The following is a 16,714-nucleotide window of genomic DNA, read 5'->3' as shown; positions in this document are numbered from 1 at the left end:
TTCTGAATCCCGGGGAAGCGCAACAATGATAAAACCACATTCAGGACAGCATTTACAGCTAATTTCAGTTAAAAATAGTTGCTATATACTTTGAGCTAAGGCCAATGGCTTTTAGCTCTACTTTCATTTCATTTGTGTGTTCGATTTTTCTGTTAGGGACATATAAAGCCACGCCGTTGCGATTTTTATAACCTGCTGAATTTCTTACTTCGAATGCAAGTGCTTGGGCTGCAGCAGTAATTTCTGATGATTTGCCCATTATATCTATAAGATCATATTGATCGAATATCCCATCGTTTTTGCCTAATAGTTCTGAGCTCTTTGCAAGGTCTGTTAGTGAAAAATCAAATTCTGCATTTTCTATTGCCTTAACCACTGATTCAGCCTGAGATAGCTTCATCATTGACATTGTTGTCGGCATATTAGCTTCAATCCCCGAATGAAGGGTAAAGGAATCTAAAATTAAACGCCCCACTCTTTCAGTGCTAATTTGTGGGTTTCGCTCCATCGCACCTATCCATGTGGTATAATACAACCCTGCTGCGGGGGTTGAATCTTCAGAAGCTATAAGATATTTGCCATGGTTTCTAAGGGCATAGGCCGTTTCAACTGTGCCCATAAGACATGCATCAAAGACGATTAAGTCGAAATACATATCTGATGCATCGATTGCCTTCGAAAGCTCCGAAACTTTCATCGTTTTTCGTTCGTTTAGCTCGTCTGCACCAAAACCACCCATAGTACCATACCCATGGTCCCATAAAATCAGTATATAACGTTCACTTGGTGCAACGGTTTTGCCCCAAACAAGAAAATCCTTTAGTGTTTTAGGGTCTGATGCAGCGGTTTGGATACGGCTTTCATGCTTTTTAAGCTGTCCATTGCCAACTTCAAAGCGTTCTGATGCTCCATTAGCCATATATTTGTTGTGATATTTGAGCGTTCCACCCGTTTGAATCAGGATTTTCGTATTTTGGTTTGGCTGACCACGTAAAATTTCTTCCAAGTCATCTGTTAGCCGGCCTTGCTGTGATTCAAGGTCAGAACCAACTGCGTATATTAAAATCGTCGATGAATCAAGTTTTTTATCCTGCTCCCAAAGTGACCTTGCCTCGTTTAAACCTTGCGTTGTGAAAACATCTGCTGCACTGAGGGTTTGAGCTAGTGTTGCAATTTGGTTTTTAGGTCTTGTGTTTAAAACATAACTGCTTATTTTTGCAAGAGTTCCCCGATTGAATTCGACTTCTTTTGTAAGGTCTACTCCTAAAACCATTGAGGCGAAAGAAACCGCGGTTTCATAGGTAAAGTCGCCCTTTGTTTCTGAATATCCCAAAACCCTTAAAACCATTGAACAATATTGGTTTAGAGAGGTTGGTCGGTTACCGCCAAAACTATATTCATTAATTCCGTTAACTACACCCTTTGTATAGGCATACGACACGTAGCGACTTTCCCAACCTGTATCATTAAATGGATTTTTGTAGGTGCTCTTCAGGCTCTCTTCTTCTTTCCCCCACAGACGCAGCATCATTACAAGTGATTCTGCTCGGGTAGGCACCCTCGAAAGTTCATATCCATTCCCCGTTCCACTGAACAATCCCAAGTGGTTAAGCGCTTCTGCATAGCTTGAGCTTTGTGCCGCTGCTGATGGAGCTGTTGCAAGAAGAAAGATTAAAAAAATGATTAAACTTCGGATATTTTTCATCAAATTCCGGCCTTTCCATTTAAAAATTTCCTTCTGACCAAGATGCGGTATATGCGTATCTATGGCATTATAATCTGCCAGCACATGGACGCCTGATATTTAAGCCTGAAAGACGAATGGGACAAGTTAAAAGATATCCTATGCCCCCCTACAGTCGCTTAAGCTTTTCAAAAAAGCGTTTCTGCGGAATTGGTGAGGTCTGCCTATTTTCGAAAACTGGTTTTCATTATCCATGTTTTCCAGCACCAAAGCTCTTTTACTTCCGCATTTCCCCCTCCAGCCCGTCTCTAATTCCGAGAGGCTATATGACATCATCATGAAAGTTTGTTATTTTCAACCTATAACTTTGAACTCCCTCGAGTGGTTCCCATTCTAAAGTAGCTGTAGTACTCGTTACATTGGTTGCTTTAAAGCAGGGATCCACCTCCCCAAAGGGATCATCCTCAGCGTTTGCATGTGACACCATAGCCCCCGGTGAAACCATTAAACTAACTATTTTTGTAATGATTAAAAGCCTAGAAAATATTATTCACATATATGCTCCTAAATTAGCTGATTTATCCTATCAAGCTACTACTCTATCATGGCGGATTAGCCCCTGTGTGAAAGTTAAAGAAATCTTTAAGTTCGCACTTGAAACTCACTTCTGGCAACCAGCGAAAAGAGCCTGATCTCCAGAAGATCAGACTCTTACAAATATCAGAAATTCTATTCAATTAAGTGTTATAAGAATGTATGTATTTTATCTAGGACATGCCACGATCAACCAGCATATAGCCAATCCCTCGAGCCGTAATAATTCTCTCAGGATTAGCGGGATCTGCCTCAATTTTTTTACGCAAATTACTGATATGTACCGCCACTGTTCTCGTATCCTCTAAACTCTCCATTCCCCAGATGAGCTGGAATAACGCATCAATAGTTACGGCACGATTGACGTTTTGTGCCATGTAGGATAGCAGGCTGAACTCTTTTTTCGATAAGTATACCGATTTACTCCCCATGCTGACGGTCTGCGCATAGTAATCCAGCGTCAAACTCGGCAACTCTAGCAGTTGTTCCCTTCTGCCCGTCGATACTCGACGAAGATGAGCCTTGATCTTGGCCATGAGTACTCCCGGACTGAACGGCTTGGTTACATAATCGTCGCCGCCATAGGTTAATGCACTGATTTTGATCTCGTCCTCCTCATGACTACTTAGAAATACGATCGGGGCATTTGTATAGCTGCGTGCGTCCTTGTACCAATCTATACCGTTGTCATTAGCCAGCCTCACATCCAGTACAATCAAATCCGGCTCGAACGATGTAAGCAGCTTCATAGCAGCTTCCCCGTTATGACTGCACGTGGATATGAAGCCCTCCCGTTCACAATACACCTGAACAATCTCGCATATATGGGGATCATCATCGACGATCATAATTTTGTGTGTGTCCATCCTACTGTCACCTTCCTTCCTCTCAATCGACAGGATGTTGGAATTTATCACCTATCTTAGCATGGAAGGTCAGACTAGTTATGAAATGTAAAGGAATCTTTAAGATTTTGCTTTATGCACAAACTTAAAGTTTTCATTACATTTCATTTTGAAAAGTATGGTCGGGCGCTAAAAAATCACAAGAAGCTTAACCAAATGCTTGATGAACGACGCAACGCTTAATAAATTAGGCTTCTCACAAAGTTCGACTGAACTCGTGAGAAGCCTATTTTTTTATTCATGTGGTCAGAATGTGGTCAAATGACGTTCTTTTAACATGTGATCTCTTACTGGGCAAGGAATACTAGGTCAATTTACATCATGCCGCCCATGAGACAAATACGTTTTCATGTGTTTTTCGAGTCTATTTATGGGTTATTTGTCCGATTTTCTTCAAAAATTAGTTCGATAAATCCATGTGAGTAGAGTATGTAAGTAGAGTTCGTGGGCAAAATGCGGTCATGTTGTGGGTATGCATTTGATAAATCCTATGTTTCATGCGGGCGGCTACCTCTCTACGATTGCAACTGTTCGCTGTCGCTTTATGCCGTGTAGAATCAAGGTTTTTCGCAAAACCCTTTACTTCAATTCACTTGATTTATCGTGTCTTGTTAAGAATCTTTCGGCAGTTTTGTTACCTCAGGCTTACTTTCATCAATTCTTGACTTAATCTTCTAACTGAATCCAGTCTAATAGAGTGCCGTATACTGTCTGAAAACGGATTAGAAAGAAGAAATGAACCCCTGATTAGCTCTTAGGAGGCAGTTGCCTACTCACTCAATCGGGGATTCAAGTCAATTTTATTATGAACCCTTTAAAATCACACGGTACCTCATTACAAACGCATAAATATTCTTGGGATAACACCTGCAAATACTTATGAAATCTTTCACCGACTAGATGATGCGTGCTTTGCTGGCACGCAAACAAAAAAAAACCACTCCCTAATCATTCCTTAGGAAGTGGTCATTGCCTTACTTATTATGAATAACTGTGACTACTTCACAAATCAATGTCGTGGATTAATTAAGTTTGACTTGATCAGTAAATTTTGAATCGCCACTGCCGCTTCTGCATAAGTCAGCTTCGACTTAGGTGAGATTGTCATTACGCTTGTCCCATTAAATACATGTGCAGCAAGCACCTCTATCACTGATGGCTCTGCCCAACTGCTCACCTTACCATAATCGGTGTAGGTGTTGTATATTGTTAGGTCTGTCCCGATCAATCTTGTAATCTTCATCGCTCTAGAGTACATAACCATAGCTTCTTCTCTTGTAATCTGCTGATCAGGTCTGAATGTTCCATCAGGATATCCCGTTAAAATACCATACTCGTTGGCTATAAGGATGGCCAACGCTCTGTCCCCTGTTACGCTTACATCCTTGAATGAATTTTGATGAGTTGAACCTTCTCTGTACAAGCCCAAGGCTCTGACAGTATATTCTGCAAAATCTGCCCTGGTAATGGCTTTGTTGGGCTCAAACTTCTCAGGATTAAAGATAATGAGTCTCGAGGCCAAATCATTAACCGCGTCTTTGGCCCAGTGGTTTTCTACGGATTTCACAATAATTGGATTCCATATGACAGAGTAGCTAGAATTAGTCATGGAGTTCAGCTTAGCTTGCCACTTATTATCATTCTGCAATACCTCTGTAGGCACATGGCTGTATGTTCCATCCAAGTTGAACACAATACCTGTTGTAATCTTGTTGGGGTCAACACCTGCCGGAATCTCCAATATCCTTTCTACGTAGTTGCTGAATCTATTGATTACTACCTCTTCTGTTGTGCCATCTTTTTTTGTGACCTTGGCTACAATCTCGAATTCAACTGGCAGTAATATGAGCTCTGCACGATTGGACTGTGCAATCTCATAATATTTGGCGTTAATAGATTTATCTACCTGGGCAATCTTCACTTCTATCCTGATATTTACAAGATTGTTTTCTGAGACACCCAAGCTTTCTGCAACCTTGCTTATTGTAAGTTCTTCAGCCGGAATCACATACTCTACATTGTCACGCTTGACAGAAATATTGAAATTGTTCGTTTCCAATTTCCTGATGATATCACCGGTCAGTAAAACCTTGGCCACCTCGGACTTGGTATCCGCAATGATCACTTGGATGACATTGCCTATAGCATTTGCATTGTTACTTAATACTTCATCAATTTTGCTTTCAATGACTTTGTTATCCACCTCTACGATTACGGTCGATTTACCGTCATCAGTCGTATTGGTTAGCTTGCCTGCATTCTGTGCTTTACCGTTGACCATGACGATAACAGTATCTTGACTTGGTTGGGAAGGTGTATGTGTACCGCCTCCATCATTACTCGCAGCAGCCCTTGTTACCGTGATCGTATACGTCTTGATCGTGTTGTCTTCTGCGGTTACCACAACTTTAATCGTGTTACTTCCCACGCTCAATCCGATGGATCCCAATTGCTGTCCGCTTGTTACAGAGTTTCCGTTTACAGTGATGGTCGCATTCTCGTCAGCAGCAGTAGGACTTACGGTAATGCTGCTTACTTGGTTTTCTACGTTTACCGTATACGAGATTGTACCTGAATTAAAGGCAGGATTGAGAATGCCGTTACTTACCGAGAGTGCTGACAAATTAGCAACATTAGATAAAATCGTATATCTCTCACTCATCACATCACTGTTATCGAATCCTGCTTTCACCGCGATTGATTTGATTGTTACAGCTTCGTTCACAGTGATGGGCGCGACATACAGAGTGCTCGCTGACGTCGGATTACTTCCGTCCGTCGTATAATAAATGTCGGCTCCGGTCATTTCGCTGCTTAAAGTTACGGTTGTTCCAGATGCGATTGCTCTACCTGAAGGGTTTGATGTAACATTACCCGCCTTGGGCAATTGTTTTCTTAATACAGCCTCATTGGTCTGTGCTATATCTGAGCTTATCGTCAAGGTTTCATCGTGATGCCCCGCGGCTGTTAGAGTGGATAGACCTGCAGGCAGCCACATGACAGCTGTTCCATCGGATTGGGTAGCTGCATGGTAAGTGTAGTTTCCACCCAGAGTTCCAACCACAGCAGACTGAATGGTTACAGCTACGGCAGGTGTAACAGATACATGAAGCATGAATAGATCATCCCCGCCAGGAATATTCTTAATTGATCTCGGATTCGTGCCTTCCATGACTACCGAGCTAATATTGCCGACTGCAATATAGACATCCTTGCCCATGATAGAAGCTCTTTGCGCTGAGACTCCCTGCCCTCCTCGGATATATACATCTCCGGCAGTTTTTGCAATCGTGACGGTATTGCTAGCTGCGCGCACCCCAACACCACCGAGATTTGTTTCTCCATTACCGCCCTTAACAGTCAAGTTGGCGCCGTTCTGTACCTTTATAGTCCCCGAGCCCGCGTAAACCGCATGCGCTCCGTTTCCTTTGCCGTGTCCGCCTTGTACGGACATGGTACCGCCGGATACTACAAGATCCTTCGTACTAATGTGAATTCCCAAGCCGCCATTCACCTTAGTACTGTCACCGCCTTTAACCACAACTTTTGAATCCGTTATTGCTGTGTCTTTATAATAGTTAAAGATCGCTGCTCCACCGATTGCTTCAACACTGTTACCACCATTAGCATTGATGGTTGAATTCGTTATTGCTGTATCACCTTCTAAAGTAAAGATACCGACTCCGCCGTTCTGTTTGTTACTGTCTCCTCCTTTAGCAATAATCGTTGAATCTTTAATCGTCAGACTCGAAAATGCATAAATGGCATTTCCGCCCATCAAATGCTCCGCATCTCCTCCGTTTGCCGTAACTACACCCTTATTAATATGAATATTTCCGCCCTTGCTATGGTCATTACCCATGAAGGAAGCTACTATTCCTTCACCTGCATTATAATTCGTACCATTACTGTATCCGCTCGTTGCTGTTACCGTTGCATCATCAATATAGATATCACCATACTCTACAGCAATAGCATCGCCACCAGATTGACTTAATGCGTCACCACCAGTTGCAATGACGTTTACTCCGCCTTTGATTGTCAAGCTCGCACTGTCAACCAGGCTCTCAAGCGTAGACTTAGCAAGTAATCGAATTCCTTTGCCTGCAACTGAAATATTATCGGTGGAATCTCCACCCATTGTGGTTAATACCCCATTACCTTGAATCGTAACATCCTGATTGTACTCAGAAAGAATGCCGTGTTGACTCGGACCTCCCTTTAGTGAAACTGCACCACTAATATTGATTGTAGCTTTATTAGTATCCGTATCATTCTTAAGAAGCTTAATTGCGGACTGACCGTTCGGAGCTTCAATGTTCAGATTATCTAAGTTCAACGTGATATCGTTGTACGCAACCACATAGGTGTTGTTGCTACTTATGCTGTAATTGCCTTTAACCGTGACCGTCGAGTTGTCTGGTGAGAGAATCGCGATTTTAACCTCATGTGACGGCGCAGACAGAATCTCTAAACTATCATCGCCAGATAACTCAATCGTTTCATTAATACCTGCCCACCGATAGCCCTCGTTGTTAATTGAATATTGAGGTTCTATTGGCTGTGATCCGCCGCCTGATGTTACTACGGCGTTCACTGTAAAACTTACACTAAAGCTTTGGGCTGTCACATTACTGCCCGAAACCGTTAACGTAGCTGCATATGTACCTACTGAGAGCCCTGTTACAGGCACTACAGAAAACTGCGAGCTAGTTCCCGCCGCAATACTTGCAATGGCGGCTGTAGAAAGAGAGAAGGCCGACGGACTACTGCCGCTAAGTCCAATAGTCAGCGCGTCTGCCGAATCTGTCCCTGTACTTTTCACGGTTACGGAAAATGGAGCTTGTGTGCCATATCCCTCTGTTGCGTTATCAAAGCGGAAATTAGGGTGAGTAACTAGCTCAATGCTGGATGAAGATTGAGCCGCGCTCACAGGCAGTGCCGTAAAAGGAAGCATCGTAAAGACCAGAACTGCCACAAGAAAAGAACTAAACAATCTACGTTTTCTCATAAGTACCTCTCCTCGAAGTTGATAAAGTTTAGGTCTACTAGACTCCTATAGACCTACGTTGTATTATATCAACAGTTCGACATTTTTTTCTACTATTTACTATATTATCAATCTTATATTTTCGCTCCTTTGATTCATATATAAAATGCACGGGCTCTGCTAGAATTCTAAGGCACCCATACAAACAAACTAATGTGATGAATCAGGTTGTTTGCATAATAAAAATGCTTCTCAGCAAGTTCGATTTGAACTCGTAAGAAGCATTTTTATTATTCAATATGGTCAAAATGTGGTCAAATGACGCTTTCTAACTTAAGATTCCTTGCTGGGCAGGGATTTCAGGTCAGTTTTCCGCATGGAGCTTCAGTTCCATCGGCAATCGAGTCTACCGCTAAATCGCGGTCGCTCATCATCGAATTGCTTCGATAATGGCTTGACTACATCATTCCACCCATACCGCCCATGCCGCCCATATCAGGCATGCCGCCGCCAGCGCCTTTAGGCTCTGGTTTGTCAGCAACAACCGCTTCAGTTGTCAGGAACATAGCTGCAACGGATGCTGCGTTTTGTAGAGCTGAACGGTGCATCTATTGTTATTATCACGTTTATTCACTATCTAAAAAATATAGACTACTTCTCGTATTGATGTTGCTATTTTAAGTATAAAGTGGTGATAAGTTTATGTAAAGTAGTCATAAATTATTATCTGGAACAAAAAAGTCTATGTTCTGATTCCTGAGCCTTTATCACTAAGAGTTCACTCCCAAAATCCTTCAAAATCATATCTGGAAGCTTTTACACGTGGTATGTTATATAAATATCTTTCTAATATACTGTCAGTAATCATAGGAATAGCTCCGTATGACAAATTAATGTAAAGCAAAAAAGCAGCAAGAGTTAGATCATCCCATTGTTCATAAAAGTAACCATATTTTTTTACACCATCTGGTACATATCTCATATTTGTTTGAGAAATTTTATGATTGATTATTATTCCAGACCCATTTATAACAACATAATCAATTTGTTCTTCAAGTGGAACCTTTTCAGCCCTATAATAATCAATTATTTCACTGACGGTATCGTCAATATTGGCTTTTGCTTTGAGAGAAAAGATAAATGAAGGTATTCTTTTTGAGTATTCGATTTCATCCTGAGTAGCTTTTGATGTTACAACTATACTTGATTTTGATCGAAGTAATCTTTTTAAAGATATTATTTGCTTTAATCCCCTTATAAGTTCCTCCTTATTACTTATATCTGGTTTTATTTCTATAGCACAATCCACTCCATCTGCTAGTAATACTGTAAATTTACCAGAGTTATCCACTGTATAGGGATGAGCAGGATTACAAAGAATACAATCTATTGAGGCTGATTTGTTTCCATATGTATCAAGAATCCCCCCTTTTGCAATCCTATACGGAAATGGAAAGTACTTCGATAAAAAACTATGAAAATAAAGTTCTCTAAAATCAGCTATCTCTTGTGGAGTACCCCGCCCTTTAATTGATGCTTTTTTAAATTCATTAGATAAATCTACACCTTCAATTCTAAGAAGTTCAATCAAATCGCTCACTATTTCACCTCAGAATAAGATTTACGTCTAATGTTATAGTATTCACGAACCTAAGTGGCTTACCCCATCAGCTTAATTAGCACTAGGAGTCCTTTTCGGTTATTACTATTCCAGAATATATATCCAGTATATCACAGGCTCAAAAAATTGTTCTGTTTCTAAAATATAAAGAGATACAAAAATAATAACAGGGAGCAGCAGGGTGAAATCCTTGCCCTCCCTGTTTTGCTATGTATTAAATCAGTACGGTTTTATGTAGGGAAATGACTTAATTTACTTAACCCTAGTACGAGATATAGCCACAGGAAATTCCTCGAAAAGTCTCATATGACATTCAATAATCATAGTAAATCATTGATTTAATGAGGAAAATATCCAAAGTAATAGTCATAAAATGTCTGATTCTGGTAAACGAAACACGAGTCGAGATATAATCTCGGCTTTTTTATATAGTTTTTAGTTCATGCGACACATTCTGCTTCTGCCCTCGATATTTAATTCACGAAAGCACAACAAAGGAGGAACACAAAGTGAGTCAATTACAATTTTTCAGGTTTGAAGGAACCAACGTCCGGACAAAGGTTATCAAAGGTGAGCCGTGGTTCGTGGTGAAGGACGTTTGTGACGTTCTCGACCTGACGAATCCCACAATCGCTATGCAAACGGTAGACGACGAGGATCGGGCTAAGTTCAACTTAGGGCGTGGCGTTATTTCAAACATCGTCAACGAATCTGGCCTATACTCCCTTATCATGAGCAGCCGTAAACCAGAGGCAAGGCGTTTCAAACGTTGGATAACGTCCGAAGTTCTGCCAAAGATCCGAAGGACAGGATCCTATGTCATACCGCAAATGCAGCCATCATATATGTTTGAGCATCCAGTAAAACGAGCTGAACGCTGGATCGAGGAATATCAGGATAAACAATCACTCCAGCAGAAATTGTCGGAATACTCGCCTAAAATCAGTTATCTTGATGAGATCATAGAATCTGAGGGAACAGTTACAGTCTCCGAAATTGCTATGGACTATGGAATCAGCGCTATAGAATTAAATCAGATTCTAGCAAACGAAAAGATTCAGTATAAGGCACGAAACGGCAGATGGATGCCTTATTCAAAATTCAGCAAAGATGGTTATATGAAATCAATAACTCAATTTGTTCATGATAGCAATCGGGAAACGCCTTTGTCATTTGTCCGGACACGTTGGACACAAAAAGGCCGAGTAAAGATCCACGAGATACTAGCAAATCGCGGCATTTCACCTGTGATGAAGCGAGGTGATTTCTAATGGAAAACAAGGCCGAACTATTCGTCAAGCTGCACATAAACGCTTATCGAAGCGGGCTGATGGGAGCGATTTACAAAGAGGCAGGAGCTAACGCATGGCTTCTCCTTTGCGCACTTGCTTGTTTTATGAACGATGAAAGAAAATGCTGGCCAACTCAGGCACAACTCGCAAAAGAACTCCAGAGTACAGAGAAATCCGTTCAACGATGGACGAGTGAGTTGCTATCGTTTCGTTGGAAGGGAAGGCCGATTGTAACGGCTCAGAAGAAGCGGACGACAAAGAACCCGGAGCATTTCTATAATCTGTATACGATCCATCCAGCGGCGTGTTTCTCAATATTTAACGATATGAGGAATGGAAGCGGCAGCAGTGATTCAGATGAAATTGATTGGGAGGCGATTGAGGCTGAGGCTCAGAAGGTTATGAAAGCAAACGATGCTAAAATCGCTCGATTTCTTAGTGGCGTGGACAAAAGTGAGGTATAAACCAGACTCACTATATAGAACCAGACTCATTCTTTAAAACCAGACTCATTTATTAAAAAAAAATTATCACCCGAATACATGAACCTGTTAAAGATCTTAAAAGATAAAAGAACCATAGGTAAAGCACAGACTAATGTATCCACGACCTCGCAACAGCCGCATAAGCTGCCGTATTTCGGGGGTATAGATATGCCTCTCAGACCTATCTATATGGAGATCGATCCATACTTTGTATGGTTCTGTCCAGAGCGCGAGACCACTGAACAGCGACAAGCTCGACGATGTGCTAAAGTAATACACGATCAAACAGATCCAAGATATGACGCAAGTCAACAAGTCCTTTTTATATCATGGGTTACAAGCTCAGTCCTAGCGACTGGGCTTTCTCGTATAGAGGTGCGACCCAGCGGAGGCCGAGGAGAAAGTGAGCGGAGCGAGCTTATGGTAACAGAAAAGGGAGAATTACTCACAAGAGTCCCTCCCTTTCCGGAACATACCGACTAGTCCTTTCTTCAAGCCAACCCGACGATCATGACAATGAACGTGAGCAACGCAATTAGTTATGAAATACTCATTCGGCTGAGCTATTCGCTCATATGTTATAACGATATTACTTTTTCTATTAATCACAATGATGCCTTCGCTAAAGTTGCTGGATTAGCAGTTTACCTATGTATAAAACAGCTGTAAAATTAAAGGAATAAACTAAAGATAGTAGGAGTGATCATTATATGAGTATTAAATTTGATCCAGAAAGTCTACGACAAGAGGTAAATAACCTAATTGAGTTCTTCAATGCTCATAATATTGGAAATGACTTTCAAGATGAATATCCATTTAATGAGAATGATGATGATGATAGTGAAAATGAGGAAGTTATTGTAAATGAAGATACAGAATTTAATATTTGGCTTCCTAAGTCTGAATATGAAGAAGGCTCGTATACGTTAGGCGAAGTGTTGGCTATGGTTCAAGAAGCCATTAATGCAAAAAAATTAGATGAGTATTCTTTAATAGGGAAAAGATTAGCACTAATTCCAATTGATAGTTATAATATGGAACAACTAAATCGAATAATGACGGACAATCCAAGCATAATTGGGGTCATAGAGAAAGTAGATGAGCAGGAATATACCTTAAATATTGTACAGGGTCTCACAAGTTATGGTTTTGCACTTACAATCCAAAAAAAGTACAGCAAATATGTACCACCTGTTGACTATAGTGACGTGTTCATTGAAATTTGGGCCGAACACACGTTAGACGATAAAATCATTGATAGTTTAGTACAAGCCTATATTTTTGAAATAAAGTCTTCATTAGATATTGAAATTCATATATCCCCAAGAAGCACTCATGAATTTTGGGAGACAGATGAAGTTGAGTTATCCATTCCACCGAGGTTGAGACCATTTTTACGAGGCAAAGGTATAAATGAGTTATTAACGCTGTATAACTCCTCAATATCATCCCCAAATGATGAGTTCTCTATTTTGACGTATTCAAAGGTAATTGAATACGTCTCCCAAACAGTAATACAGCAAGATTTAATCAGTTCAACATTGAATAAGTTATCCAGTACACGGGCGCTTACTCCAGATGCAAACTATATACTTGAACTGAGTCGTTTGTTTGAGGAGCAAAGAAATAATAAAAAAGACCATCAGGCCATCAAACTAACCGTCGAAACCTGCTGTGATCTTTTTGAAATTGTACCAATCGCCCCACCTTTTTTGAATTTAACAAAGGCATTGACTATTAATAGCAAACCCGATGATAAACAAAAAGCCTATGAAGAGGTTGCCACCGCAATTAGTCACACACGAAATATGTTTGCCCATGCTAAAACTAACTATGAATCGAAAGGAAAGGAATGTCCTAAAGATCAATTGCATGGCTTTTCTCGTTGTGTAGACATACTAGCCCAGCAAGTCATCAGATGGTTTGCAAGGCAGCAAGAAGATAATAGAGTTATTTAATGGGGTCTGATGACGACTTACTCACTATCTCTCTTGTGCTAGTTTCTTAAGCCGGAGTAAAACACATTCTCCTGATATCTTTTTGTTAAATTAAATTTTGGTTTTATATGTATATTTGAAGGCTAATCCTAACTTCTATAAGCATCACCTACTCTTTGCAGCCATAGTACAGCTTTCCCTCTTTCGGTATCAGATCTTAAAAGTATTGACACCAATCGATGAAAAACGTAGGATAAAGATATTAATCGGTGTCATAACTTATATTCATAATTAAGAGGGGAAAGTATATATGATTTATGGCTATGCGAGAGTTTCAACTGTCGGACAAGATCTGGAGGCTCAGATCCAACAGCTAGAGGCGAACGGAGTGCAAAAGATCTATTCTGAGAAGTTCACCGGAACAAAGAAAGAGCGTCCGGAGTTTACGCAGCTACTCGATGTGCTGCAATCCGGGGATACGTTGATTATCACAAAGCTGGATCGTTTCGCACGTTCAACAGTTGACGCTATAACAACGGTGAAAGAATTGTTCAGCCGGGGAGTACGGATCCACGTCCTGAACATGGGAATAATCGAGGACACTGTAACAGGCAGACTCATCCTGACGATCTTCTCCGGATTCGCTGAGTTTGAACGTGATATGATCGTCGAGCGTACACAGGAAGGCAAAGCGATAGCTAAACAGAAAGAAGGCTTCAAAGAAGGCAGACCGAAATCATACACCGAGAAGCAGCTGAACCATGCTGTTATCCTGTTAGATAGCAACTCATACAATGAGGTCGCCGCTATTACTGGCATTAGTAAATCGACATTGATTCGTGAAATTAGGAAACGTAAGTCTTGAACGAAGAACTGGCAGCTCATCGGCTGTCGGGTTCTTCGTTCAGCATTCACATAACACATGCACACACACGCGCACCCACCCGGGGGCATAGGGGTGTTGAAGGGCAAGGTAAGCCATCAGAAAAAATTTTTAGTATCATTTGAAACTCCGGGAAAACTCGTTCTGAGAGCCGTTCTAAGGCACGAAAGCCGATGAGCTAAGGGATAAAAGGCCATTCCTTTGTTATGATCGGATTTGATGAAAAGACAAAGACCACCGGATAAGGATCCGCGCGGCCTTGTTCTTTAGTTATTTAGATTTCATTTATAAATATTTCATCAATTGTTTTATATGTGTTTTCTTCATTTCTATACTCATGATACTCATACTCATAGCTAACATCATTTGAGTTAATCATATCACCCATTGCCATTTCCACGTCGTTCATAGCACCTTTTAATGTTTGGATTACTACTTCTAAATCCATAGCTCCAAGTTGCTTTAATGTTTTATCAAAGCAATCTTCCATAATAGTACTTACTAATTTCCCATTAACGTTGATACACTTATGAATAAAACCGTTCGGCTGACTATCTTTACTCAATTCCACAATAAAGGTTTTGTATAGCTCTTTTTCCTTGATAGCTATTGTGAACCCCTCATCAGCTGTAATTAGTTCAATTCCAGTACCGTCGATTAAGAATCTATGATCTGTCATTTTGCTATATTTTAAGTTTGAGTTATGAAGAAAGTTTTGAACATCTAGTAAAGCAAGGTTAGTTATTAATACAGAATACCTTGTCCCAAACTCATCACATTTTAAATTGTATTCTTTCACATAGCTTTTGATACTTGCAATTAAGTCCTCTTTCTCTAGCCCCTCAGATTGAAGGTTTTTAAGCTCATCAATGTTCATTTGGTTTTCTCCTTTTATTTTAATTCTTATTATTGAAATCAGGCTCCGGGATCGGCTCGTTTGATTCGAGCTTGATCTCGATCCATGCTCGCTTTACTTGCTCTAATTCTTTGAGCAGCTCCTCGACCGTTTTTCCGCTCGCCTTGCATCCATCCAGCTCGACGAATCCGCCGTAATAATAACCGTCCGGATATCCGGGATCGTTCTTAACATGCTGAAATTTGAACGTATAGGAGAGGTTCATATAATACTCAATATTTTTGATTGTCATATCTCATCCTCTTTCGATAATAAATGAGACTCACGTTATTTTCTATCATTTTATAGCAGTGAGGTATCCACGCTCTCTCATCCATGATTCATAGATTTCGTCCCATACATGACGGATGCAGGTTTCCGAACATGAGTATTCCCACGGTTGGGATTTCTGCTCGCTAAGACCGCTTCTAAGATAATGATCAGTAATGTAATAGTATTCTTTGTCTTTTGTGCTAGAGACTCTTGTTCCACACCATGCGCAGGAGAAAGAACGTTTCCTCTTTAAGGGATCAAATTCTTTCTTCTTGTATACATTGATACCATTAAGCAAGTATCGATGATTCAGGTCTATACCCATACTTTCGAGGTGGAGATCCTGATTCTCCTGTTCTACAAACGCATTGATCTCTGGACTCTCATATGCGATCTTGAGTTTATCTATTATCTCCAGAGCTTGGTGAGGATCCATTAAAAATCCGTGCGAATCTCTGAACATGAGTGCTGGAGATTCACCCACTCCCACTTTCATCAGAAAGTAACGGCTCAGATCCCACAGCAGATCATTAGCAGTCTGATATCTAGTATCGCTCACATCTATCACCCTCACCCTGATAATGAATCAAAAAAAAGATTCCTGCGGTGCTTCCGCTCAGAATCTTCCTCGACCGATGCTTTTGGATCTATTTCCAGTATATCACAGAATATTAAAACTCGTCTATGCTATGATATAAACCATATATCATGGCTTCTTATTTACATGTTTTCGCATCATAATCTGCTTTTTGTCGGCTCTCCTGAAACAAGAAGAACGATGCTTTGCCCGAGATTGCATACGGTAATGCCTATCTTAGATGATGAGAAGTTCTTTCGTTATAGAACTCAGATATTTAGAGAATTTAATGGATTATATTTATCATTCTGCTCCCTTAGTTCATTCCCCCACATAGCAACATATCTCATCGTAACCGTAATGTTTTGGTGTCTCATAAGCTTTTGAATTGCAAAGGCACTCATTCCAGTGTAAATGCTAATCTAAACATGTACAGAAGTGCTTGAATAAAAATGTACAACTTTGACGAGATGAAACATACTGGTCTCAAGGGAGAGATGAGTATGTACATCACGTTGAATGTTCAATCCAACATCGAGATTCGTAGTTTGCTAGACTTACCTAAACTAAAATCATTG

11 protein-coding genes and 1 pseudogene are annotated in these 16,714 nt (G+C 40.6%); 4 read left to right on the top strand and 8 right to left on the bottom strand.

The window, feature by feature from the left end; genetic code table 11:
* Positions 1–64 precede the first annotated feature (64 nt).
* From E0496_RS21425 to E0496_RS21410, 5 genes and pseudogenes are all read right to left on the bottom strand, one after another.
* Positions 65–1,789, bottom strand: a complete 1,725-nt coding sequence (locus E0496_RS21425; RefSeq protein ID WP_141503836.1) for a clostripain-related cysteine peptidase — start codon at positions 1,787–1,789, stop codon at positions 65–67.
* A gap of 662 nt (positions 1,790–2,451) precedes the next feature.
* Positions 2,452–3,144, bottom strand: coding sequence for a response regulator transcription factor (locus E0496_RS21420; RefSeq protein WP_141503835.1), 693 nt, complete (start codon positions 3,142–3,144; stop codon positions 2,452–2,454).
* Between the two features lie 1,048 nt (positions 3,145–4,192).
* A complete protein-coding gene (locus E0496_RS21415; protein ID WP_161601511.1) occupies positions 4,193–8,161 on the bottom strand; it encodes an S-layer homology domain-containing protein in 3,969 nt (1,322 codons plus the stop codon).
* A gap of 470 nt (positions 8,162–8,631) precedes the next feature.
* A pseudogene (locus E0496_RS36610) lies at positions 8,632–8,775 on the bottom strand (hypothetical protein); the annotation flags it as partial.
* A 176-nt stretch (positions 8,776–8,951) separates the two neighbouring features.
* Positions 8,952–9,773, bottom strand: coding sequence for a DUF6602 domain-containing protein (locus E0496_RS21410; RefSeq protein WP_141503833.1), 822 nt, complete (start codon positions 9,771–9,773; stop codon positions 8,952–8,954).
* A gap of 530 nt (positions 9,774–10,303) precedes the next feature.
* On the opposite strand from E0496_RS21410, the gene E0496_RS21405 reads away from it, so the two are divergent.
* The 4 genes from E0496_RS21405 (at position 10,304) to E0496_RS21390 (ending at position 14,373) form a co-directional block, all read left to right on the top strand.
* Entirely contained in the window at positions 10,304–11,065 is a 762-nt protein-coding gene (locus E0496_RS21405) for a phage antirepressor KilAC domain-containing protein (RefSeq protein WP_141503832.1), read from the top strand.
* Positions 11,065–11,550: a helix-turn-helix domain-containing protein gene (locus E0496_RS21400; RefSeq protein WP_141503831.1), complete on the top strand. Its 486-nt coding sequence runs from the start codon at positions 11,065–11,067 to the stop codon at positions 11,548–11,550. Before E0496_RS21405 ends, E0496_RS21400 begins: the two co-directional genes overlap by 1 nt.
* 731 nt (positions 11,551–12,281) lie before the next feature.
* Complete coding sequence (locus E0496_RS21395; protein WP_141503830.1) at positions 12,282–13,529, top strand: hypothetical protein; 1,248 nt, start codon at positions 12,282–12,284, stop codon at positions 13,527–13,529.
* A gap of 289 nt (positions 13,530–13,818) precedes the next feature.
* The gene (locus E0496_RS21390; RefSeq protein WP_141503829.1) at positions 13,819–14,373 is read left to right on the top strand and encodes a recombinase family protein; all 555 of its coding nucleotides are present in this window, start codon (positions 13,819–13,821) and stop codon (positions 14,371–14,373) included.
* A 292-nt stretch (positions 14,374–14,665) separates the two neighbouring features.
* On the opposite strand, the gene E0496_RS21385 is transcribed toward E0496_RS21390, so the two are convergent.
* Genes E0496_RS21385 through E0496_RS21375 form a run of 3 tightly spaced genes read right to left on the bottom strand, consistent with a single transcriptional unit; the run spans position 14,666 to position 16,127 of the window.
* On the bottom strand, positions 14,666–15,268 hold the full coding sequence (locus E0496_RS21385; protein ID WP_141503828.1) for a hypothetical protein: 603 nt from the start codon (positions 15,266–15,268) through the stop codon (positions 14,666–14,668).
* A gap of 19 nt (positions 15,269–15,287) precedes the next feature.
* On the bottom strand, positions 15,288–15,539 hold the full coding sequence (locus E0496_RS21380) for a type II toxin-antitoxin system HicB family antitoxin (protein WP_141503827.1): 252 nt from the start codon (positions 15,537–15,539) through the stop codon (positions 15,288–15,290).
* Between the two features lie 45 nt (positions 15,540–15,584).
* The gene (locus tag E0496_RS21375; protein ID WP_206669830.1) at positions 15,585–16,127 is read right to left on the bottom strand and encodes a hypothetical protein; all 543 of its coding nucleotides are present in this window, start codon (positions 16,125–16,127) and stop codon (positions 15,585–15,587) included.
* Positions 16,128–16,714 lie beyond the last annotated feature (587 nt).

This window comes from Paenibacillus luteus, from assembly GCF_006542765.1.
Classification (GTDB): domain Bacteria; phylum Bacillota; class Bacilli; order Paenibacillales; family Paenibacillaceae; genus Pristimantibacillus; species Pristimantibacillus luteus.
This window is presented reverse-complemented; position numbering and strand designations above follow the sequence as displayed.

Coding starts and splice junctions, on each gene's coding strand:
- E0496_RS21395 (WP_141503830.1), top strand. CDS start 12,282: ATGAGTATTAAATTTGATCCAGAAAGTCTACGACAAGAGGTAAATAAC.
- E0496_RS21390 (WP_141503829.1), top strand. CDS start 13,819: ATGATTTATGGCTATGCGAGAGTTTCAACTGTCGGACAAGATCTGGAG.
- E0496_RS21385 (WP_141503828.1), bottom strand. CDS start 15,268: ATGAACATTGATGAGCTTAAAAACCTTCAATCTGAGGGGCTAGAGAAA.
- E0496_RS21420 (WP_141503835.1), bottom strand. CDS start 3,144: ATGGACACACACAAAATTATGATCGTCGATGATGATCCCCATATATGC.
- E0496_RS21400 (WP_141503831.1), top strand. CDS start 11,065: ATGGAAAACAAGGCCGAACTATTCGTCAAGCTGCACATAAACGCTTAT.
- E0496_RS21380 (WP_141503827.1), bottom strand. CDS start 15,539: ATGACAATCAAAAATATTGAGTATTATATGAACCTCTCCTATACGTTC.